Source organism: Gallibacterium salpingitidis (genome assembly GCF_030517105.1).
GTDB lineage: Bacteria > Pseudomonadota > Gammaproteobacteria > Enterobacterales > Pasteurellaceae > Gallibacterium > Gallibacterium salpingitidis.
This window is the reverse complement of record NZ_CP103875.1, coordinates 446160-469953: the sequence shown is the minus strand read 5'-3', so window position 1 is coordinate 469953 and position 23794 is coordinate 446160. Positions and strand designations below refer to the sequence as shown.

Genomic DNA, 23794 nt, shown 5'->3' with positions numbered 1-23794 from the left:
AAGGAAAATTATGACATTACAAAATCAATTTCTCGTCGCTATGCCTGATCTGGAAGATCCTTTCTTCCAACGCACCGTTGTCTATATTTGTGAGGATAATGAACAAGGCGCAATGGGGATTGTGATTAATCAACCAACCGATCTAAGCCTGGCGGAGATGATGGCAAAAATGAATCATTTTATGCCAACACAACAACATTACCCTGAAAAATTAGTGTTTGCTGGTGGTCCAGTCAATATTGAGCAAGGGTTTGTCTTGCATAGTGCAACAGCACAAAAATATCGTTATTCTTTTGCTGTCGCTGATGATCTTATTCTCACCACCTCATCAGATGTACTTTATTCTCTTGGTACTGAACAAGGACCAAAAGATTACTTAATTGCTCTTGGTTGCGCTTTATGGGAACCAAATCAATTAGCTAATGAAATCAAGCAAAATTCATGGCTTACTGTACCAGCTACGCGTGAAATTTTATTTGAATTACCATTTGATCAACGTTGGGAAGCGGCAAACCATCTTTTAGGAATTCAACAAAGCTCTTTGCTCAGTCACGAAATGGGAAATGCATAATGGAGAATTTAACAATTATTGCCTTTGATTTTGGTACCCAAAGTATTGGTTGTGCCGTTGGGCAAAGTATCACACAAACCGCACAAGCGTTACCTGCATTTAAAGCACAAGACGGTATTCCTAATTGGGATGCAATTAAAAAATGTTTAGATGAATGGCAACCTGATTTTGTGGTTGTAGGGCTACCTCTAAATATGGATGGCACTGAACAAGAAATTACCCAACGTGCGAAGAAATTTGCTAATCGCTTAAATGGACGTTTTGGCGTCAAAGTCGAATTACAGGACGAACGTTTAACAACAACTGAGGCAAGAGCAGAAATTTTTTCCAGAGGCGGTTTTAAAGCATTAAATAAAGGAAAAATAGATTCTATTTCTGCTTGTTTAATTTTAGAAAGTTGGTTTGAAAATCGGGGATAAGATTTATCCCCGCATTGAATTGGTCATTATTGAGAAACTTCTAGGCGTTCAAACACTAATACACGTTTTTCCAATTTACGTAATAAATAGGTTGCTACTCCTGTAATCACTAAATAGATTGCGCCAGCTAAGCCATAGATTAACAACGCATTATATTCTGTTCCATAAAGCTGTCTTGCATACCCCATAATATCCATAATCGTAATGGTTGATGCCAACGATGTACCCTTAAACACTAAAATAATTTCGTTGGTATAAGACGGCAATGCTCGTTTTAACGCGTATGGAATTAAGATTTTTAACGTCTGTGCTCGTGATAATCCTAAAGAAACACAACTTTCCCATTGTCCTTTAGAGATCGCTTTTACAGCACCATAAAATAGTTGCGTTGAATAAGCTGCACTATTTAATGCTAAAGCTAGCATAGCGCAGAACCAGGCATTAGATAATAGATGCCAAAATGGACTGTCAACAATCCATTGGAATTGTCCTGGGCCACTATAAATCAAAAAGAGTTGCACTAACAATGGCGTTCCTGTGAACAAAGTAATATAAAGATTAACTACTTTACTAATCACTTTATTATTTAGCGCTAATAAAAATGTCAAGACTAATGCCAATATAAAAGCAATTGCCAATGATACAACAGTCAACAATAAACTAGTTGGAATACCTTGAGCGATCGTCAGAAAATAATCGTATGTCATTATCCTCTCTCCCGTTCAAAGCGTGTGAAATAAAGATCAAGTTTACGAATACCGACTTGGCTCACTAATGTAATAACTAAATACAATAATGCGGCAATACCATACCAAGTAAATGGCTGGTGTGTACTTGCGTTAACCAATTCAGCTTGGCGCATTAAATCATCAACTCCAATCAGTGACACTAACGCAGTATCTTTCAACAACACTAACCATTGGTTACTTAATCCCGGTAACGCATGGCGCCAAACTTGCGGCATTACAATTCGAACAAATGTTTGCGGACGACTTAAACCCAACGCGGCGCCAGACTCCCATTGACCTAATGGAATCGCCTGGATAGCACCACGCAAAGATTGCGATGCATAGGCGGCAAAAATAATCGCTAACGCTACTGTACCGCACCAGAACGCACTAAACTCAATATATTCATCTGTGAGTAAAAATAGAACTTGTGTCGAGCCAAAGAAAATTAACAATACAACCAAAATTTCTGGCAAACCACGCAATAGCGTTACGATTATTGATGTTGTTTGACGAATACAACGAATTTTGTTGGTTTCTAAGACCACAAAAAAGATGGATAGAATTAATCCTAAAATTAACGAAGAAACCGCTAACCCTAGCGTCACTAGGGTAGCGGAGAACATTAAATTAATAAAATCAGCAAACATTTTGATTATTTACCAGACATCCATTTATCATAGATCACTTGATATTGGCCATTCGCTTTAATTGCTGCTAGACCTTTATTAAGTTGTTGTAATAATTCAGTATTATTTTTATTTACTGCAATACCTAAACCATTACCAAAGTATTGTTTATCAGTCACTTTATCACCAACAAAGTGAACTGCTTTATCACTTTTAATCCACTCTGCTAATACCGCAGTATCACCAAAGATAATATCAATACGACCATTTTTTAGATCTAGAATTGCATTTTGTAAGGTTGAATAAGGTTTACTGCTATATTGTTTTGCTTTTGCGGCAACATATTGTTGGAAAGTTGTACCATTTTGTACACCAACATTTTTCGCATTTTCTAAAGTAACACCTTCTTTCGCAGCAACGAAGCTCGCTGAACTATCATAGTACGGGTCAGAAAAACTCACTTGTTTTGAACGTTCTTCTGTAATATCCATTGCAGAAATAGCAGCATCAAAACGTTTAAATTTAAGTCCTGCAATTAAGCTATCAAAAGATTGGCTAGTGAATTTACATTCTGCTTTGATCTCCTTACAGATAGCATTGGCAACATCCACATCAAAGCCAATAATTTCACCTTTCTCATTAGTATTTTCAAAAGGAGGATAAGTTGGTTCCATTGCAAAAGTAATGGTTTGTGCATTTGCAGCAACAGCTGCGCCAAACAATAAGCTTGCTAATAATACTTTTTTCATTGTGTTTTCTCCTGTAAGGACTTTAGTGTGATAGATATTGTTTAAATTGTTCAGTTTGTGGGTTTTCAAAGCAAGATGCATCCCCCACTTCAATAATACGTCCTTGTTCCATATAAACCACTTTAGTTGCGGTTTTACGTGCAACATTCACTTCATGCGTCACAATAAACTGGGTAATGCCAGTTTGTTGTAACTCTTGAATAATCGAAACCACTTGCGCAGTAATTTCTGGATCCAATGCTGCGGTCGGCTCATCAAACAACAATACTTGTGGTTTCATCATCAATGCGCGTGCAATCGCTACCCGTTGTTGCTGCCCACCTGATAAATGTAATGGAAAACGATCGGCATGAGCTTCTAAACGTAAACGTTGCAACAAACTTAACGCTTGTTGTTTTGCTGCTTCTTCATTTAACCCTAGCACTTTCATTGGTGCTTCAATTAAATTTTGCATTACTGTCATATGCGGCCATAAATGATATTGTTGAAATACCATTCCGACATCTTGGCGTAATTGACGGATTTTCTTCGGATCATTATTTGTTGAAAGATCAAAATGGTTATTGGCAATGACCAACTCACCACTTTTCGGCACTTCTAATAAATTTAATGTACGAATAAACGTACTCTTACCCGCACCACTTGGCCCTAATAACACCACAATATCGCCTTCCTGCGCGGTCAAATTAATGTCAAACAAAGCTTGTGTGGAACCATAAAAAAAGTTCACATTTTTGATACTAATGGTCATTGAGATCAGCTCGAATTGAATATTGACGATAATGCAAACATATTAATGTTTTTTGCATACCTATTCAACAAAATAATATGTGACATTCCGCCAAATTTTAAGAAAATTTAACAATTTAGCAAAAATAAAGATATCAAAATTAACTTAGAAAGAATAGGAGAAGAACATTAAAATAGAAACAATTTTATAACAATATAATAAAGAAAAAGCCCTCTCTTCTTAGAGAGGGCTTTAGCTCAATAATTACGCATATACTGGTAAACGACGGCAGATCGCAAGCACTTTTTGTTTTGTTGCTTCAATCACTGCTTCATTTTCAATATCATCTAATACATCACACATCCAACCAGCAAGTTCACGCGCTTCTTCTTCTTTAAAGCCACGACGCGTAATTGATGGCGTACCAACGCGAATACCTGAAGTTACGAAAGGGCTCTTAGGATCATTTGGCACTGCGTTTTTATTTACTGTAATATTTGCACGACCTAATGCCGCATCAGCTGCCTTACCAGTCAAACCTTTGCTGACTAAATTCACCAGGAATAAATGGTTTTCCGTACCATTAGAAACAATGTCATAACCACGTTGTTTAAATACTTCTACCATCGCTTTCGCATTTTTCACAACTTGTTGTTGATACGCTTTAAATTCTGGCTCCATTGCTTCTTTGAAACAAACTGCTTTCGCTGCAATTACGTGCATTAATGGACCACCTTGACCAGCTGGGAATACTGCACTATTCAATTTCTTGTATAGTTCTTCAGAACCACCCTTCGCTAAAATCAAACCACCACGTGGACCAGCTAAAGTTTTATGTGTAGTAGTAGTAACAATGTGTGCATATTCTAAAGGATTTGGATAAACGCCAGCCGCAATTAAACCAGCAACGTGTGCCATATCAACAAATAGATAAGCACCAACTTCATCCGCAATTTCACGCATTTTTTTCCAATCAACTACTTGTGAATAAGCAGAGAAACCACCAACGATCATTTTTGGTTTTACAGCTAATGCTTGCTGACGAAGTGCATCGTAATCAATTAAACCTTCATCAGTGATACCATATTGTTCTGCATGATAAATCTTACCTGAGAAACTTACTGCCGCACCATGAGTTAAGTGTCCACCATGTGCAAGGCTCATACCTAAAATCGTATCACCTGGTTCAAGTAACGCCATATAAACTGCTGCATTTGCTTGCGAACCTGAGTGTGGTTGCACATTGGCATAATCTGCACCAAATAACGCTTTAGCGCGATCAATCGCTAATTGCTCAATGATATCAACATATTCACAACCACCATAATAACGTTTACCTGGATAACCTTCCGCATATTTATTGGTTAATTGTGATCCTTGTGCTTGCATCACGCGAGGACTCGCATAGTTTTCAGACGCAATTAATTCAATGTGCTCTTCTTGGCGACGATCTTCATTACAAATAGCGTCCCATAATTCTTTATCATAATCTGCGATATTCATATCACGTGTTAGCATAAATATTGATCCTCTTTGTTTTGGTAAATAATGTTCTCGAGTTTAAATCTTTTTAACTTGGGAATATAGTTTTTTATCCGCCAAAGTGTTGGTTTTATTTTATGTTAATGATGAATTTCATTCATACAGTTATTGCTGTTCTCTGGCAATCGCGCGATAACCAATATCACGACGATAAAAACGTCCTTGCCATGTGACAGTTTCAGCTAAATGCAACGCTTTTTGTTGTGCCGCAAATACAGTATCACCTAATGCAGTAACACAAAGAACACGACCGCCATTAGTCACAACTTGACCATCTTGTTGAGCAACACCAGCAAAGAAAACTTTGCCATCTAATTTTGCCGCTTCTGTTAAACCATTGATAACATCACCTTTACGTGGGGTATCTGGATATCCTTCCGCAGCAAGGACAATGCCTAAAGCAGCATGTTCACACCATTGTGATTGCACTTGATCTAACTTGCCATCACAAGCAGCTAAACAAAGTTCAACTAAATCAGATTGCAAACGCATCATTATAGGTTGGGTTTCTGGATCGCCGAAACGACAGTTAAATTCAATCACTTTAGGCTGTCCATTTGGCATAATCATTAAGCCTGCATATAGAAAACCTGTATAAACATTGTTTTCTGCTGCCATACCATTAACCGTCGGGTAGATCACTTCTTGCATAATACGTTGATGGATTTCTGGTGTCACCACTGGCGCTGGAGAATAAGCCCCCATGCCGCCTGTATTTAATCCAGTATCGCCTTCACCTACACGTTTATGATCTTGACTAGTTGCCATTGGTTCAACATTTTTGCCATCAACCATCACAATGAAGCTAGCTTCTTCACCATCAAGAAACTCTTCAATCACAACACGACTACCAGCTTCGCCAAACGCATTACCTGACAGCATATCTTTTACCGCTTCTTCGGCTTCTGCTAATGTCATTGCAACAATAACACCTTTACCCGCCGCTAAACCATCAGCCTTAATCACGATCGGTGCGCCTTTTTCGTGTAAATAAGCTAATGCTGGTTCTACTTGCGTAAAAGTTTGATATTCTGCAGTTGGAATTTTATGGCGTGCCAAGAAATCTTTAGTAAAGGCTTTGGAACCTTCTAATTGTGCTGCATTTTTGCTAGGTCCAAAAATTTTTAAACCAGCTTGGCGGAACGCATCAACGACACCAATAACTAATGGTGCTTCTGGTCCTACAATCGTAAGATCAATTTGTTGATCTTTGGCAAATTGTACTAAAGCTGGAATATCTGTTGCACTAATTGCGACATTTTCCACTTTTGCTTCTTGTGCCGTTCCCACATTACCTGGAGCAACGTAAACTTTTTCTGCTAATGGCGACTGTGCAACTTTCCACGTTAAAGCGTGTTCGCGTCCACCATTACCGATAATTAAAATTCTCATGTTTACTCCCCAATTAATGTCTAAAATGACGCATTCCGGTTAATACCATTACCATATTGTGTTCATCAGCCGCATCAATTACTTCTTGATCGCGAATTGAGCCACCTGGATGAATAACACAAGTTACCCCTACTTTCGCCGCAGCATCAATACCATCGCGGAATGGGAAAAATGCATCAGAAGCCATTACTGTACCTTTGACTTCTAAACCTTCATCTTCGGCTTTAATTCCAGCAATTTTTGCTGAATATACACGACTCATCTGTCCAGCACCGATACCAATGGTTTGGTTATTTTTTGCATAAACAATTGCGTTAGATTTCACATACTTAGCCACTTTCCAGCAGAAGAGAAGATCTTGTAATTCCTCTTTAGTCGGTTGACGTTTACTAACAACTTTCAAGTCATCTAATTCAACCATACCAAGATCCGCTTCTTGTACTAATAAGCCACCATTAACACGTTTAAAATCTAAGCGCGGTTGGCGTTGCTGCCATTCACCACACTCTAAAACGCGTACGTTTTTCTTCGCTTTTAATACTTCTTTTGCAGCAGCTGAAACAACTGGCGCAATAATCACTTCTACAAATTGGCGATCAATAATGGCTTTCGCAGTTTCTGCATCTAATTCACGATTAAACGCGATAATGCCGCCAAATGCTGAAGTAGGATCGGTTTGATAAGCGCGGTTATAAGCTTCTAATAGATCTTTACCTAACGCCACACCGCATGGATTGGCGTGTTTCACAATCACACAAGCTGGCTCATTAAATTCTTTAACACATTCCAATGCCGCATCTGTATCTGCAATATTATTATAAGAAAGTGCTTTACCTTGTAATTGCACTGAAGTAGAAACGCTTGCCTCTTTTAGCTCTTTTTCTACATAAAACGCTGCATTTTGGTGTGAGTTTTCACCATAACGCATTGTTTGTTTGCGAATAAAGTTTAAATTCAAAGTACGAGGGAATTGTCCACATGGATTTGCTAATTCTTCTTCCTCGGCGCCTTGATATGGTTTTACTAAACGTCCAAAGTAGTTGGCAATCATCGCATCATATTGTGCAGTATGTTCAAATGCTTTAATCGCTAAATCAAAACGAGTAGCAAATGTTAAAGCGTTTTGGTTTTGATCCATTTCTGCAAGAATCGCATCAAAATCTGCATTATTAACGACAATTGCAACATCCTTATGATTTTTTGCGGCTGAACGGACCATTGTCGGTCCACCAATATCAATATTTTCCACTGCATCTTCTAGTGTGCAATCTGGTTTCGCTACTGTTTGCGCAAATGGATAAAGATTCACCACTACCATATCAATTGGTGAAATTTGATGTTGTGCCATTACCGCATCATCAATACCACGACGACCTAAAATTCCGCCATGTACTTTTGGATGTAATGTTTTTACGCGACCATCCATCATTTCTGGGAATTGCGTATAATCCGATACTTCCGTTACTGCTAAGCCTTTTTCTAATAATAATTTTGCGGTACCACCAGTAGAAAGAATCTGTACACCACGTTGAATTAAACCTTGTGCAAATTCAACAATACCAGTTTTATCGGAAACGCTAATCAAAGCACGTTGGATAGGACGTTGTTCCTGCATTATTTTGTTCCTTTGTTGATGAAAAAAAGATGAGAAATTTTGCGGGCATAAGTATAAAGCAATCGTTTGCGTTTATATAGTATTTTCTCAAAATATCTTATGCCTGAATATTTTAAATATTTTCTGTGAGCTAGTACAAAGAAATTAAGATTACTACAAGACAATTCCAACATAAGTCATTATGATTGAATCGTAGTATTCATCTATTCTGTTAAGGAGTTTTTATGCAAAATTGGAGTGAAGAAATGTGGCAAATTCTGTTAATTGGTTTGATTGCAGGATTTTTTATTGGTTATCTTGTTGCTCGTTTTACCAATGGAAGTGTGAGAGCGCAAAAGCAAACTCAACAAGAGCTAAGACAAGCAAATGAAACCATTGCAGAACAAAAAGAACAATTAGAAAAGCATTTTACTGAAGCCTCTGATTTAATGAAAAATCTGGCGCAGGATTATCAAAAATTGTATCAACATTTTGCAAATACCTCGACTACCTTATTACCAGATAACCAAAAAGAGATTTTTGCGCTTACCCAAGAAAATCCTACTCCTCACTTAACCCCGAAAAAAGAACAACCAAAAGATTATTCTGAAGAGGGTTCTTCTGGATTATTTAAACACGAAAGTTAATCTAAATTAATGCAAAAACGCCAGAATCAAAATTCTGGCGTTGTCTTTTCTAGTTTTTAATTCGACCTTTTGTTGGATAAATATATTCTGAATGGCCATCAGGATAGATTTTTAAATATCCAGCATCGCCTGTAACAAAATTGCCTGTGACAACACCCTGATCACATTTAGCAACTGGCATATCATAGCCCATAATATTAATCAGTAATGTTGCTAATTGTTGATGATAAGCCACTTTACAATTTTGCAATGTAGTCACAATTTTTTGTTGCAATGCCGTATTTGGACTAAAAATAACGAGCGGTACAACATAGTTTGCATCTACTTGTGTTCCCTGATTTTGTACTTTATTCGTTACATTTTGACCATGATCGGAAGTATAAATTAACACCCAATCAGCCTCTTTTCGTTTAGATAAATAGTTATAAACCTGCTCAATGATCTTATCTGTGTTGTAAATGGTATTGTCATATTCATCTAATGAAGTTTTACCTTTAAATATCTTTTCATCTTCTGTTAATGATTCACCATATACACCATGAGAACCTCATTGATGTAACACCACAAAATTATTCCCTTGATCCAAATTAATATCGTATAAATGCGGTAATAATTTTTTATCTGGCATTAGTTCAGATACCTTATAACCTTCATTTGTTGGAAAACGTAAAGTATCAATCCATTTCTTACCAATTAAATTCATAATCATCATTTGGTTTTCTGGCTGACTAGAATAGAAATAGGTATGGTAATTTTGCTGTTTTGCTAAATTAAATAAATTTGTATCCCCTTTCATAATTTGCAACATACCATTTGGGTGCGGAATCGCATTAAAGAAAAGAGGTAATGATACTGCTGTCATAAAACCAGCCGAATAAGTTCGCATAATTACCGCATTCGGTTGTTGTTTTGATAGTAAACTTAAAAATGGCGTCGTTTCTCGTGGGTAACCAAAATAAGAAACATGTGATGCACTTTCACTCTCACCCATAATAAAAATTATGTTTTTAATCTCTGGTGCTGTTTTCACTGCCGGCATTGGATAAGAATATTCTGGAATATCTGACAATGATAAAGTGTGATAAGGCAACACTCGTCCAATAAAATAACCAAATGAAAAATAATTAGCTTTAACTCTGGAATAGTTTGGACTAGGTGAAATACCTAACTCTTGGCTTGTATGGTAAGAACGGACAAAAATATACACCATTGATAAAAGGAATAATGTATCAGCTACCGCCCAATTTTTTCTTCTAAAACGTGCAATTGAGATAAAAATAACAACATCAAACAAACCCCAAATGACATTCAATAGCCATTTGTCATACATTGCGATCCCTGTATGAGTAACTTCCGATAACTCCTTAAACATTAAAAAATAATTGGTACCATTAATCCAGCTCTGGTAAACCTGGAAATGTACATTATTCACTACCACGCACAAAAAATAGAACCCCACAATCAAGAAGCGTGTAACTTTATATTTTGAAAAGTAATAAAGCGAAAGCAGAATAAAAAGAATTAAATAGCTTTCTAGATAGCGGTTAATTGGTGGAATCGCAAAAACATAACGATATAAAACTTCACTCGCCAATAACACCGCACTATAAAGAACCAAGATTACAAAAGAAAATACTAAATCAGATTTATTATTTATTTTCATCGGAATTCACCTCAATTTAAATCAGTGCGTATTATAACGATTTCTTATAATGTGTGAATTAAAAACAGAAATACTAAATATGAGATTTAAATAAGTAAGTTATAACTGATTATGTGTTAAGTGTTATAGACAAGTAACTGCCCTATGTAATTAGAGGGCAGTTATCAATGAAATGATCAAAAGATTTTTAATTAGAATATTTCACTTTCCGCAAAAAAGTAGGCAATTTCTCGTTGTGCAGATTCGATAGAATCAGAGCCATGCACACTATTTCTACTACCATCTAACGCAAAATCGTGACGCAGTGTACCAATTTGCGCTTCTGCAGGATTCGTTTTTCCCATTAAAGCGCGGTAATCAAAAATGGCATTTTCCTTTTCTAACACTAAAACCACTACTGGTGTTGATGTCATAAAATTGACTAGTTTCTCAAAAAATGGTTTACCTTGATGTTCCGCATAAAAACCCGCTGCCTGTTCTACGGTCAATTTCACCATTTTCATCGCCACAATATTAAATTTCGCTTGTTCTAAACGAGAAATAATCGTGCCAATCATTTGTCGATCAACGACATCTGGTTTAATAATGGATAAAGTACGTTCTAATGCCATTGTTTGCCCTCTTTATGCTACTGAAAGTAATAAATTTGCTAAAGTTTTCATACCAATACCTGTTGCACCAACAGCCCACATTGGAGAACCGGCTTTACGGAATGTCGCTGAACAGTCAATATGCAACCAATTTTGTTGATAATTTTCTACAAAATAAGACAAGAATGCCGCTGCTGTGCTAGCTCCTGCTGGTGTATTAACGCTCGCAGTATTGGCAATATCAGCAAAAGAGGAACTAATTTGTTCACGATGAAATTCTTCAAATGGCAAACGCCAGAAAGGCTCATTTTCTTCTTTCGCCGCTGCAAATAGTGCTGTTACTAATTGATCATCCATCGATAATACAGAATGGTAGTCATTTCCTACTGCTACTTTTGCCGCACCAGTTAACGTTGCGCAATCAATAATCATACGCGCATTCTGAGCAGAAGCATCAATTAAACCATCTGCTAACACTAAACGCCCTTCAGCATCCGTATTCAATACTTCAACACTCACCTCATTACGATATTTAATAATATCGCCAAGTTTAAAGGCTTTACTACTAACAAGGTTTTCTGCACAGCAAAGATAAAGTTTTACTCGTTTCGTTAAACCGCGTGCAATCGCAAAACCTAAAACTCCTGTTAATAATGCTGCTCCGCCCATATCTGAACGCATAGAATCCATACTATTGCTTGGTTTAATACTGTAACCACCAGAATCAAAGGTAATGCCTTTTCCGACTAAGCAAGCAAACACTGGTTCATCAGGATTACCGGTTGGATTAAAATCCAATTGCAACATCGCCGGCGAGTTATGCGAACCTTTACCGACTTCCCAAATACCGTTGTAACCACGTTCTTTTAATTCTTCACGACTAATAATGTGATAGCTTACTGCGCCTTGTCCGACATAGTTTTCTGCTTGCTCACTGATAAAAGTAGCAGCACGACTTGCTAATTCTGTCGGTGTAATCACTTCTGACGGTAAATTAATGATCTCACGAATAAAATCACCACAACGAATACGCTCATAAAGCTCCGCTTCATCATCTTCTTCCAATGAAGTAAATTCAATCGCAAAATTTTGTTTCGCAGTATAAAACCCTTGATAAAATGCCCAAGACTGCTCTAAACCCCATTCATCACCAATCAATTCAACATCATCAATACCTTGATTACGTAATTTTCTGGCTGCTTTTTGAATGTCATTTAATGTACGTTTTTCGGTAATATGGATTGTAGTTTGATCGTTTTGGAAAGAAAGTAATGCTTTCTCACCCCAGACCGCAGATGCTGGCTGAGAAGAAAGCTGAATTTTCATTGTCATAATATTGATTACCTTAATAAAAAAGGAAAAAGATAAAAAAGAAAAAAGCGAATCACTTATAAAATCACTGCAATTCGCTTATATAAAGTTAAAGTACAGAAACGTTTAATGAACCGCCACTACCTACAAGTTGTACTCTAGCTCCAGGCACAAAACTTGGATCTGCTTTTTGTACTACGGCAATACGCTCTCCATCTTCTTTTTGGATCACTAATTCTACACCTGAGGTTTGATCAACTTTTTGCTCAACCTTATTACCAACAACTGCCCCTGCAACAGCTCCAATAACTGTGGCTACAGCTTGTCCACGACCACCACCAATAGTTGAACCTAACACACCTCCTAACGCTCCACCACCAAGAGTACCAATAGCACCATTGGAAGTGCTTTCACCTTGAATGGTGACTGGACGAACAGAAACAATACGTCCATATGTTACTGCACGTGCTTCTTTTGCTTGACCACCTGAATACACACTACCACTATATAAATCAGAGTTCGAACAGCCAACTAGCGTAACACTCGCTAATAAACTTGCTACTAATACTGCTTTTTTCATTTTTATCTCCTTAATTTTTTAGAGTTGTTGTTCTGACATCACTATCCGCTTAATTGCGTAAGGATGTAATTTAATTGTTGCAAAATTACGTTTGTCCAGCAATTTTATGGCAACTGCTGGATTTGGTAAACCTTCTCCGACCGCTTTATGACAGCTTTTTTTCAAAATAATTCTATCACTTGCAATTTTTAATTGTGTTTCAATACGCACAAACCATTCATCTACCGTTTCCTCCGCTGCAAAAGGAACTATCATTTCAATATGTTCCCACCCTTGTTGCGGATATTGTTTCTCTGTTGGAAACGGTAATTCAACTACAGCAACTGTTTGTCCCAACACTGTCAATGGCTGCTTTAACTCATATAAATAGATAGGTCTGCCATTAATTTCATTATCACTTAATAATGTCGCATCTGCGGCTAAACAGGAACGCCATTGTTGCGCTAATGTCAAATCATTTACACGTAATGCAACATGATCAATAACAGCAGGTGCTAATTTAGCTGTTGCAATAATTTGTTTAAATAGATCTTCAATTTCTGCTAGTTGTTGTAATAAGGCAGGATATTGCTGAAAAAGTTTTAAATTTGTCATAACCACTTTATTTCATTGTTTACTACTTTTCTGAATGAGGAAACCCTAGTATCATTACGGGTTTAAATTTGTTAGTTCAATTCAAAAGGCATACATTCGTGAATATTCAAACCATTCTATCCGAAAAAATAAAACACGCAATGATCGCAGCGGGCGCCGATCAGCAAAGCGAAGCCTTAATTCGCCCATCAACAAAAGCGCAGTTTGGTGATTATCAAGCGAACGGCATTATGGCTGCTGCGAAAAAGTTAGGTTTACCACCACGTGATCTCGCACAACAAGTCGTTGCGAAACTCGAACTTGGTGAAATGATTGAAAAAGTGGAAATTGCTGGTCCAGGATTTATCAATATTTTCTTAAATCCAACTTGGTTGGCTGCACAAAGCGATCTGATGTTAGCTGATGAAAAATTCTTATTCTCTAGCATTCAACCGCAAACCATTGTTGCTGACTACTCTGCACCAAATGTTGCAAAAGAAATGCACGTTGGTCATCTACGTTCAACGATTATCGGTGATGCTGTTGTTCGTACCTTAGAATTTATTGGACACAAAGTAATTCGCGCAAATCACGTTGGTGATTGGGGTACGCAATTCGGTATGTTAATTGCTTATTTAGAAAAAATGCAAAATGAGCAAGCTTCTGATATGGAATTAAGTGATTTAGAGGCGTTCTATCGTGAAGCGAAAAAACATTATGATGAAGATGAAGCCTTTGCCGAAAAAGCACGTGGCTATGTTGTAAAACTACAAGGCGGTGACGAGTATTGCCGTACTATGTGGCGTAAATTAGTTGATATTACGATGCAACAAAATCAACGCAATTATGATCGTCTTAATGTAACCTTAACGGATAAAGATGTAATGGGTGAAAGCCTTTATAATCCAATGTTGCCTGAAATTGTTGCAGATTTAAAAGCTAAAGGTTTAGCCGTCGAAGACGATGGTGCTATCGTTGTTTTCTTAGATGAATTTAAAAATAAAGAAGGCGATCCGCTTGGCGTAATTATCCAGAAAAAAGATGGCGGTTACCTATACGCAACCACTGATATCGCGTGTGCGAAATATCGTTATGAAACATTACACGCTAATCGTATTCTGTATTTTACTGACAGCCGTCAAAGCCAACATTTACAACAAGTGTGGTTGATTGTGCGTAAAGCAGGTTATGTTCCTGAAAGCGTATCATGGGATCATTTCAATTTCGGAATGATGCTCGGTAAAGACAATAAACCATTCAAAACTCGTACTGGCGGTACAGTAAAATTAGCTGATTTATTAGATGAAGCGATTGAACGTGCTCAAGCGTTGATTAGTCAAAAATCAACGCATCTTACTGCGGAAGAACAACAACAAGTGGCTGAAGTTGTGGGCATCGGTGCGGTCAAATATGCTGATTTATCAAAAAATCGTACTACTGATTATGTATTCGATTGGGATAATATGCTGACCTTTGAAGGCAATACTGCTCCTTATATCCAATATGCTTATACTCGTATTCGTTCGATCTTTGCAAATAGCGGTATTGATCCTAATGCACTATCAGGTGCAATTCAGATTAATGATGAGAAAGAGCGTCAACTGGCCTTAACCTTGTTAAAATTTGAAGAAGCAGTAAATACCGTAGCACGTGACGGTACACCACATATTCTTTGTGCTTATCTTTATGACTTAGCTGGAGCATTCTCTTCTTTCTATGAACATTGTCCAATTCTAAATCAAGCAGATGAGGTAAAACAAAGCCGCTTAAAACTTGCCGCTCTTACTGCACGTATTTTAAAACAGGGCTTAGATCTCTTAGGAATTAAAACCGTTGAGAAAATGTAGTATCAACACGTTAAGATAACTATAATGGGCAAATTCAGCTGAGTTTGCCCATTTTTATTATTGATTCATCAAGGAAAAACAATGACGATTTCACAAGCACAATTGGTAGAGCAACTATTACAACAGCTTGATTATTTTTCCGCTTATGATGATAGTCAGATTCTCACCATCGCTTTTGATCAAACTATTTTTCTGGAATCCTTTCAACCATTGCGTTTTTATCTTGATGAAATCAAACAAAATATCCAAAAATTGACGCAATTAGATAACCCTCAAGTCGTTAATTATCTTGCAGAAAAAATTACTGCTCAGTTTCGAGTATTGTTTGATGCAGTCAATCAGCAACATTTGCCTGAATTAGCGGTATCGCCAATAACAACAGCATCGAGGCATACCTCTACACAGCATGATAAAAATGCCGTTTTCCAGTTACCACCAGAACAACGCATTCATAAATATTATGAATATCTCACCCGATTTAACGATTATTTAGCCAATTTGGAAAAACTACAACAACAAACGAATGATTGGCAGAGCAAACAACAATTGCAACAACAAATTGAACAATATCAACAACGTCGTGCACGTTGCTTAGCTGCCATTGAACAATTAGAAGAGTATTTGGCATTTAAAGCTACTACTACTTCATCTTAGTTACTGTTTTAGGCGTTCCAATAGATCATTTGGGGCAATATAAGAGATCGCATTACCGTTTCGAATTTGACCGAACAAATTTAATTGATATAAATGATTAAGGTCTTTTCTAGCTGTGTTTTCAGCAATACCATATTGATTACTGATTTCTTTGGCTGTAAAAATTGCACCAATATCTTTTGCCGCCTTTTGTAAGATTTGAATCTGACGACTATTGAGGGTTACTTTCCTGGTATAAGAGACAATTGCTGCACTAAAGGCTTTAAACTCATTCTGTTTATCACTGATATACTTTTCTAAGTCTAGAATAGCGCGTTTTACAATTTCTGCTTGATAATACAAAAAATAGGTTATATCTAAATCATCCGTTTCAGTATAAAGATATGCCTTCGCATATTTAGCTGGCGCTTCTTTCAACAGGCGGCTAATAGAAATATACTCAAACAACCAATAACCATTTTTTAGCATAAACCAATAAAATAACGCTCTTGCGGTCCTGCCATTACCATCACCAAATGGATGAATATAGCCAATTAGAAAATGCAGAATAATCGCTTTGATCACTGGATGAATAAAATTTGCCTCTTTATCATTGTGATTAGTATTCACAAAATCACAAAAAGACTGCATTAACTCAGGTAATTTCTCATATTCAGGTGGTTGATGAATAATATCTCCACCGTAATCAACAATACAAATTTGATTATCTTGTCTAAATGCACCTGATACAGCATTATTTTCAATTGCGTCATTGGTTGCTATACGATGTAATTTTAAAATCATTTCCAGTGAAAGCGGTTCATTTTTTAGTTTTATCGCTTCCTTCATCAAATAATAATTATTGAAAATCATTATTTCATCTTGCGTCTTAGGCTTCCGTTCACTCTCCAACATCTCTTTTGCCACTTTTCTTGTTGTCGCAGCACCTTCTAATTGAGCAGAAGTAATTGCTTCCTCCATGATTAACGATTTTAATAAAAAACGCTGCTGTTCCGTACTACTTAATCCTTCAAAATTATTTGTGCCTACATTCCCACTACTCATCTTATCAATAAAATGTAGTAATGCTTGGAGGGAAGTTGGTACAGCATAAAAGAAAGAAATATCAGCGATTTTGAGCTCTGTTAATAAAGAAGAACGATTAATTTTTGTCGCTAACCAAGCCGCTTCAGTATTTTTAGGATAAACATATTTAAATTTATCCCAATGCAAATAACGTCCTTGTTCATCGATTGCCTTATATTTTCCGATTAGCTGCCACTGTTCTGGTTTAATAGATTGCACTAATTCAGCAAATGGTTTCGGCTTAGAAATTTTCATAGTTACACCAAACTCAATTTTTTAAAATTGAGTTAGTTAAGCACTTTTTTTTAAATGTGTCTAATTCTTTTTGTTAGACAAAAAGAAAAGTATGGCAATTGCTCACCATACTTTTTTACTGTTAATTGCAATACTGTTTAGCTGATAATTAACGCCATGCTTTGAATTGATTAATCAAGCCATTGGTTGAACTGTCGTGAGATGAGACTTTTTCATCACCAACTAACTCAGGTAGGATACGGTTTGCAAGTTGTTTACCTAATTCCACACCCCATTGATCGAAAGTGAAGATATTGAAAATCACGCCTTGTACGAAAATTTTATGTTCATACATCGCAATTAACGCACCTAATGTAAACGGTGTAATTTCACTTAATAAAATAGAGTTGGTTGGTTTATTTCCAGTAAACACCTTAAATGGCACAACATGTTGCACATCCGCAAGGTTTTTACCTGCTTTCACAAATTCCGCTTCCACTTCTTCTTTTGTTTTACCAAAAGCTAATGCTTCAGTTTGTGCAAAGAAGTTTGATAATAATTTGCTATGGTGATCACCCAATGGATTATGGGTTTTCGCTGGAGCAATAAAATCACAAGGAATCAAAGTAGTACCTTGGTGAATTAATTGGTAAAACGCGTGCTGTCCGTTTGTACCTGGCTCGCCCCAAATAATTGGTCCTGTTTGATAGTTCACAACATTACCATTACGATCCACATATTTACCGTTAGATTCCATATTACCTTGTTGGAAATACGCTGCAAAACGGTGCATATATTGGTCGTAAGGTAAAATTGCTTCAGTTTGTGCACCTAAGAAATTAGTATTCCATAATCCCACTAATGCTAATGTTAATGGAATATTTTGTTCCTCTGGTGTATTACGGAAATGTTTATCCATTTCATGAGCACCGCTTAATAGTGCTTCAAAATTTTCAAAACCAATGGAAAGTGCAATAGAAAGACCGATTGCAGACCAAAGCGAATAACGTCCGCCAACCCAATCCCAGAATTCAAACATATTGTCAGTATCAATACCAAACTCTGCGACTGCTTTAGCATTTGTTGATAATGCTGCAAAGTGTTTTGCAATATGAGCTTCATCTTTTGCTTTCGCTAAGAACCATTCACGAGCAGAATGCGCATTGGTCATGGTTTCCTGCGTGGTAAAGGTTTTTGATGCCACTAAAACTAATGTTGTTTCTGGATCCACTTTCTTTAAAGTTTCCGCAATATGCGTACCATCAACATTAGACACAAAGTGCATGGTTAAATGATTTTTATATGGGCGTAATGCTTCAGTCACCATATATGGACCTAAGTCAGAACCACCGATCCCAATATTAATCACATCCGTAATCGCCTTACCGGTATAACCCTTCCATTCACCTGAAATTACACGATCACAGAAACCTTTCATTTTCGCCAATACTGCATTGACTTCAGGCATCACATCTTTACCATCAACATAGACAGGATTATTGCTACGATTACGCAATGCAGTATGTAATACCGCACGATTTTCAGTACGGTTAATCTTCTCACCAGTAAACATACTTTCAATTGCTTCGCTTACCGCAGTTTCTTCCGCTAATTGGCGTAACAATGCTAAAGTTTGTTGATTTAAACGATTCTTGGAAAAATCAACCAAAATATCTTGATGAAATTTAAGTGAATAGTGATCGAAACGATCAGATTCCTGTGCAAACAGTTGTTGAATGGTAAGGTCTTTCACTTCTTGTTGATGTTGCAACAATGCTTGCCACGCTTTTGTTGAAGTTGGATTAATATTTTTCATCGCTTTTTCCTTTTAATTAAAAATTAATCAATATATTCCACTAAAACTCTCGGGGTGAGTTTAGTCACTAATTCATAACTGATTACGCCAATAATTTCTGCTATTTCTTCTATCGGTAATTCTTTTCCCCATAAAATAACTTCATCACCAACTTTATCTTGCGCATCTGCACCAAGATCAACAGTCAGCATATCCATAGAAACTTTACCGACAATTGGCACACGTCGCCCATTAACATATACAGGCGTACCAGTTGGTACATCGCGTGGATAACCATCACCATAACCAATCGCTACTACACCAATTTTAGTGTCCTTATCACTAATCCAGCGACCACCATACCCAACGGGTTCGCCTTTTTTGTGTTCACGCACGGCAATTAAAGATGAGGTTAAGGTCATTACTGGAATTAAGTCATACGCACTACTTGGTGTACTATTCGCTGAAATACCATACATAATAATACCGGGACGGATCCATTCTAGATGTGATTCTGGCCAGAATAAAATTCCGCCTGAAGCAGCAATACTACGTTCCCCTTCCTTATTCGCACAAGCAGATAAAAAACGCCCTAATTGTTTTTCGGTGTAACCGCAGTCTAATTCATCAGCACGACTAAAATGGCTAATAAAACGAATGCGATTAACATTTGCTGATTGTGTTAAAGCCTGGTAATAGCTTTCGACTTCTTCTAATTGGATACCTAAACGATGCATTCCAGTGTCAATCTTGATCCACACATTGATCGGATTCGGTAACGTCGCTTGTAGTAATGCGTCTAATTGTTCTGCACAATGCACCACAGTTTCCAAATTATTCACTGCTAAAATAGGTAAATCTGCGGCAGAAAAAAAGCCTTCTAACAATAAGATAGGCTTAGTAATTCCATTAGAGCGTAAACGAAGCGCTTCACCTAAGCGCGCTACACCAAAACAATCCACATTTTCTTGTACCGTTTGTGAAACAAATTCCACACCATGTCCGTAGGCATTCGCTTTTACGACGGCAATAATTTTACTGTTTGGTGCTAATGATTTTATCTTTTGAATATTATGTTTAAGGGCAAGAGAGCTGATCTTTGCCGTTGCTGCTTTCATGATACTGCCTTTGTTAATTAATAATTGTCATTGTAATCTGAACCATATTGCAAATTATCAAAGCGGGAATATCCGCCCATAAACGCCAAACGTACGCTCCCGATTGGGCCATTACGCTGTTTCCCAATAATAATTTCTGCGGTTCCTTTAAATTCTGAATTTGGGTTATACACTTCATCACGATAGATAAACATAATCAAATCGGCATCTTGCTCAATTGCTCCCGACTCACGTAAATCCGAGTTTACTGGGCGCTTATCCGCACGTTGTTCTAAGCTACGATTTAATTGTGATAAAGCAATTACTGGCACTTTCAACTCTTTTGCCAATGCTTTTAATGAGCGAGAAATTTCCGCAATTTCCAAAGTACGGTTTTCGGCGTAACCTGGTACACGCATCAATTGCAAGTAGTCCACCATTATCATTGCCAAACCGTTTGGACTTTCTCGATGAATTCGTCTTGCTCTTGAACGTAATTCTGTTGGGGTCAAACCAGACGTATCATCAATATAGATATTACTTTTCTCTTTTAAAATCGAAATACAGCTTGATAATCTTGCCCCTTCGTCATTAGCAAAATCAATTTGCCCGGTACGCAATTTGGTTTGATCCACTCGAGAAAGTGAAGCAAGCATTCTGGTCATTAATTGTTCAGCTGGCATTTCAAGGCTAAAAATCAACACTGCTTTATCTTGATCTTTTGGTAAAGCAGCATTTTCACACAGATTCAGTGCAAACGTCGTTTTTCCCATAGAAGGACGCGCCGCCACAATGATCAAGTCGCCCGGTTGTAATCCCGCCGTTTTTTTATCAAGATCGGTAAATCCCGTAGAAACCCCTGTAATCCCGCCTAGGCTTGGATTTTGCGCTAATGTTTCAATTTTGGTAATGGTATCAAATAAAATTTTAGAAATGTTTTGCGGCCCTGTATCTGTTCCCGCCATTCGTTGTTCAGAAATTTGTAAAATTTTACTCTCTGCATTATCCAAGATATCTTTTACATCTTGCCCATTTGGTGAATAACAATTTTCAGAAATGCTATTACTCGTTGCAATCAATTCACGCAAAATTGCTTTTTCACGAATAATATTCGCATAAGCCAATGCATTAGCGCTGTTTGGCGTTTTTTGTGAAAGTTCAACCAGATAAGAAAAACCACCTACTGAATCAGTGAGATCTTTACTACTTAACGCTTGCTCTAAAGTAATTAAATCGGCTGGTTTGCCATGACTTAATAAATTCTCAATTTCTTGGAAAATAACACGATGTGCATAAGTATAAAAATCTTGTGCAATCACCGCTTCTACGACACGATCCCACAAGCCATTATCTAATAACAAAGCACCTAATACTGATTGCTCCGCTTCCAAAGAATGAGGAGGAGTAAACTGTTCAATCTCTTTTGATTTTGCTGCTGGTGTTGCTGTTGTTTTTGCTTGCGAAGTACGAGTTGGAGTCCAAGCCATAAAGTTTGCCATCTAGTCAGTGATTGGGACGAAAGTATAGCAAAAATTCTAATGATAGGGGGATTATTGTTGTGCTAACCGTTCATTTTCCTGTCATTAATCATAAAAAAATAAACCGCTAAAAACCTTTTCTGTCTTTAGCGGTTTGTTCACAATAAAAAAGCTATGCTTCTTTAGTTATTATTCTTTTTTCCCTAATTGTGGGAAAGCTGAATTATTAAGCAACAAACCAGTTTGTGTGTAAATACCAAGTTTGTCGCGTGTATCAGTAATATCAAGATTACGCATTGTTAATTGACCGATACGATCTTTTGGATCAAATGGCGCATTTTCCACTTTTTCCATACTTAAACGTTCTGGTTGATAAGTTAAGTTTGGTGATTCGGTATTTAAAATCGAATAATCGTTACCACGACGTAATTCAAGCGTTACCTCACCTGTTACTGCACGAGCTACCCAACGTTGTGCAGTTTCTCTTAACATTAATGCTTGCGGATCAAACCAACGGCCTTGATACAATAAACGACCTAAACGTAAGCCATTAATACGATATTGTTCAATCGTATCTTCATTATGAATACCAGTTACTAAACGTTCATAGGCAATATGTAATAACGCCATTCCCGGTGCTTCATAAATACCGCGACTTTTCGCTTCAATAATACGGTTTTCAATTTGATCTGACATTCCTAAACCATGACGTCCGCCAATACGATTTGCTTCTAAGAATAGATCAACAGCATTAGCAAAAGTCTTACCGTTTAACGCTACTGGAATACCCTCTTCAAAACGAACGGTCACTTCTTCCGCTTTAATCGCAACATCTTCTTTCCAGAATGCTACACCCATAATTGGATTAACAATACGAATACCGCTATTTAAGAATTCAAGATCTTTAGCTTCGTGAGTCGCACCAAGCATATTAGAGTCAGTTGAATACGCTTTTTCTACTGACATCTTGTAATTAAAGCCATTTGCAATCAAAAATTCTGACATTTCATGGCGACCACCAAGCTCATTAATAAATTGTTGGTCTAACCATGGTTTATAAATTTTTAATCTTGGATTGGTTAATAACCCATAACGGTAGAAACGTTCAATATCATTACCTTTGAAAGTACTACCATCTCCCCAAATATTAACGTCATCCTCTTTCATAGCAGTAACAAGCATAGTTCCAGTTACAGCACGACCAAGAGGGGTAGTATTAAAATAAGTTACGCCGCCAGTACTAATATGGAATGCGCCACATTGAATAGCTGCAATCCCTTCATTAGCAAGTTGACTACGACAATCAATTAAACGTGCATTCTCTGCACCATATTCTTTTGCTTTACGTGGAATAGCTTCGTAATCATCTTCATCTGGCTGTCCTAAATTAGCTGTATAAGCATAAGGTACAGCGCCTTTTTGACGCATCCAAAGTAATGCTGCACTAGTATCTAAACCGCCAGAAAAGGCAATACCGACTTTTTGACCTACGGGAAGAGATTCGAGAATTGTTGTTGACATATTAATTCCTATTCATGAGATGTGTTTGATTCTGTGATAAAACGAACGTTTACCGAGTGCGTATTATTCCCTAAAATCCACGTGGTGTCCACTTTCTTTAATAAAGAATTTGCATAAAAATTCATTTTTAATACATAAAAATTCAAAAAGACGAATAAACACATCAAACTTAAGTGTAAAGAAAAATCCTTGATGTAAAAAACATCAGTAACCAATGCAGGTAGAAAATAACGTTAGAGAAAGGGTAATAGCTATGCTAGAATTCAGCGAAAAAAAATGCCACCTAAATAGTTAGGTGGCAGATAAACAATTCAGTTTATAAAAATATACAGGAAGTGAAATGAGTAACTTCTCAGTTACTCAGTCTAGAAAGTCTAGACTAATA

General features: G+C 37.1%; 21 protein-coding genes and 1 pseudogene. 5 read left to right on the top strand and 17 right to left on the bottom strand.

Annotated elements, in window-relative coordinates; genetic code table 11:
* The first annotated feature begins 10 nt into the window (after positions 1-10).
* Together NYR30_RS02260 and ruvX are read left to right on the top strand one after the other, a co-directional pair.
* The gene (locus tag NYR30_RS02260) at positions 11-571 is read left to right on the top strand and encodes a YqgE/AlgH family protein (protein ID WP_066421490.1); all 561 of its coding nucleotides are present in this window, start codon (positions 11-13) and stop codon (positions 569-571) included.
* Positions 571-990 (top strand): Holliday junction resolvase RuvX, encoded by a 420-nt coding sequence (ruvX, locus tag NYR30_RS02255; protein ID WP_066107234.1) that lies wholly within the window; start codon positions 571-573, stop codon positions 988-990. The genes NYR30_RS02260 and ruvX overlap by 1 nt, the downstream gene beginning before the upstream one ends.
* Positions 991-1016: 26 nt before the next feature.
* Here the strand turns inward: ruvX and artM are convergent, their stop codons facing one another.
* The 7 genes from artM to purH all read right to left on the bottom strand — a co-directional run bounded on the left by artM (position 1017) and on the right by purH (position 8375).
* A complete protein-coding gene (gene artM / locus NYR30_RS02250) occupies positions 1017-1697 on the bottom strand; it encodes an arginine ABC transporter permease ArtM (RefSeq protein ID WP_066113884.1) in 681 nt (226 codons plus the stop codon).
* Entirely contained in the window at positions 1697-2368 is a 672-nt protein-coding gene (gene artQ / locus NYR30_RS02245) for an arginine ABC transporter permease ArtQ (RefSeq protein WP_066107228.1), read from the bottom strand. Before artQ ends, artM begins: the two co-directional genes overlap by 1 nt.
* Positions 2369-2373: 5 nt before the next feature.
* Positions 2374-3096 (bottom strand): arginine ABC transporter substrate-binding protein, encoded by a 723-nt coding sequence (locus NYR30_RS02240; RefSeq protein ID WP_066107226.1) that lies wholly within the window; start codon positions 3094-3096, stop codon positions 2374-2376.
* A gap of 22 nt (positions 3097-3118) precedes the next feature.
* A complete protein-coding gene (gene artP / locus NYR30_RS02235) occupies positions 3119-3847 on the bottom strand; it encodes an arginine ABC transporter ATP-binding protein ArtP (protein ID WP_066107223.1) in 729 nt (242 codons plus the stop codon).
* 243 nt (positions 3848-4090) lie between these two features.
* The gene (gene glyA, locus NYR30_RS02230) at positions 4091-5344 is read right to left on the bottom strand and encodes a serine hydroxymethyltransferase (protein WP_066421491.1); all 1254 of its coding nucleotides are present in this window, start codon (positions 5342-5344) and stop codon (positions 4091-4093) included.
* A 129-nt stretch (positions 5345-5473) separates the two neighbouring features.
* On the bottom strand, positions 5474-6760 hold the full coding sequence (gene purD, locus NYR30_RS02225; RefSeq protein ID WP_066113880.1) for a phosphoribosylamine--glycine ligase: 1287 nt from the start codon (positions 6758-6760) through the stop codon (positions 5474-5476).
* Between the two features lie 13 nt (positions 6761-6773).
* Positions 6774-8375 (bottom strand): bifunctional phosphoribosylaminoimidazolecarboxamide formyltransferase/IMP cyclohydrolase, encoded by a 1602-nt coding sequence (gene purH, locus NYR30_RS02220; RefSeq protein WP_066107214.1) that lies wholly within the window; start codon positions 8373-8375, stop codon positions 6774-6776.
* A 224-nt stretch (positions 8376-8599) separates the two neighbouring features.
* On the opposite strand from purH, the gene NYR30_RS02215 reads away from it, so the two are divergent.
* A complete protein-coding gene (locus NYR30_RS02215; protein ID WP_066107212.1) occupies positions 8600-9001 on the top strand; it encodes a Z-ring associated ZapG family protein in 402 nt (133 codons plus the stop codon).
* A gap of 49 nt (positions 9002-9050) precedes the next feature.
* On the opposite strand, the pseudogene NYR30_RS13655 reads toward NYR30_RS02215, so the two are convergent.
* The 5 genes and pseudogenes from NYR30_RS13655 to NYR30_RS02185 form a co-directional block, all read right to left on the bottom strand.
* Positions 9051-10211, bottom strand: a pseudogene (locus NYR30_RS13655) (phosphoethanolamine transferase).
* A gap of 644 nt (positions 10212-10855) precedes the next feature.
* On the bottom strand, positions 10856-11275 hold the full coding sequence (gene ndk / locus NYR30_RS02200) for a nucleoside-diphosphate kinase (RefSeq protein WP_066421493.1): 420 nt from the start codon (positions 11273-11275) through the stop codon (positions 10856-10858).
* Between the two features lie 12 nt (positions 11276-11287).
* Positions 11288-12580: an aminopeptidase PepB gene (gene pepB, locus NYR30_RS02195; RefSeq protein WP_197495436.1), complete on the bottom strand. Its 1293-nt coding sequence runs from the start codon at positions 12578-12580 to the stop codon at positions 11288-11290.
* Between the two features lie 94 nt (positions 12581-12674).
* Positions 12675-13145: an outer membrane lipoprotein gene (locus NYR30_RS02190; protein WP_066107201.1), complete on the bottom strand. Its 471-nt coding sequence runs from the start codon at positions 13143-13145 to the stop codon at positions 12675-12677.
* Positions 13146-13163: 18 nt separating this feature from the next.
* A complete protein-coding gene (locus NYR30_RS02185) occupies positions 13164-13739 on the bottom strand; it encodes a VOC family protein (protein WP_082966139.1) in 576 nt (191 codons plus the stop codon).
* 98 nt (positions 13740-13837) lie between these two features.
* On the opposite strand from NYR30_RS02185, the gene argS reads away from it, so the two are divergent.
* Positions 13838-15565: an arginine--tRNA ligase gene (gene argS, locus NYR30_RS02180; protein ID WP_302501779.1), complete on the top strand. Its 1728-nt coding sequence runs from the start codon at positions 13838-13840 to the stop codon at positions 15563-15565.
* An 81-nt stretch (positions 15566-15646) separates the two neighbouring features.
* On the top strand, positions 15647-16219 hold the full coding sequence (gene priC, locus NYR30_RS02175; protein ID WP_066107192.1) for a primosomal replication protein PriC: 573 nt from the start codon (positions 15647-15649) through the stop codon (positions 16217-16219).
* Here priC and NYR30_RS02170 read toward each other — a convergent pair whose 3' ends face one another.
* The 5 genes from NYR30_RS02170 to argG all read right to left on the bottom strand — a co-directional run bounded on the left by NYR30_RS02170 (position 16220) and on the right by argG (position 23409).
* The gene (locus NYR30_RS02170; RefSeq protein ID WP_302501778.1) at positions 16220-17539 is read right to left on the bottom strand and encodes a Fic family protein; all 1320 of its coding nucleotides are present in this window, start codon (positions 17537-17539) and stop codon (positions 16220-16222) included.
* 148 nt (positions 17540-17687) lie between these two features.
* On the bottom strand, positions 17688-19334 hold the full coding sequence (pgi, locus tag NYR30_RS02165; protein WP_066421497.1) for a glucose-6-phosphate isomerase: 1647 nt from the start codon (positions 19332-19334) through the stop codon (positions 17688-17690).
* A 23-nt stretch (positions 19335-19357) separates the two neighbouring features.
* Positions 19358-20431 carry an alanine racemase gene (gene alr / locus NYR30_RS02160; RefSeq protein WP_066421501.1) on the bottom strand — a complete coding sequence of 358 codons (1074 nt, stop codon included), beginning with the start codon at positions 20429-20431 and terminating at the stop codon, positions 19358-19360.
* 17 nt (positions 20432-20448) lie between these two features.
* Positions 20449-21897, bottom strand: a complete 1449-nt coding sequence (gene dnaB, locus NYR30_RS02155) for a replicative DNA helicase (RefSeq protein ID WP_066107183.1) — start codon at positions 21895-21897, stop codon at positions 20449-20451.
* 180 nt (positions 21898-22077) lie between these two features.
* On the bottom strand, positions 22078-23409 hold the full coding sequence (gene argG, locus NYR30_RS02150) for an argininosuccinate synthase (RefSeq protein WP_066107180.1): 1332 nt from the start codon (positions 23407-23409) through the stop codon (positions 22078-22080).
* Between the last annotated feature and the right edge of the window lie 385 nt (positions 23410-23794).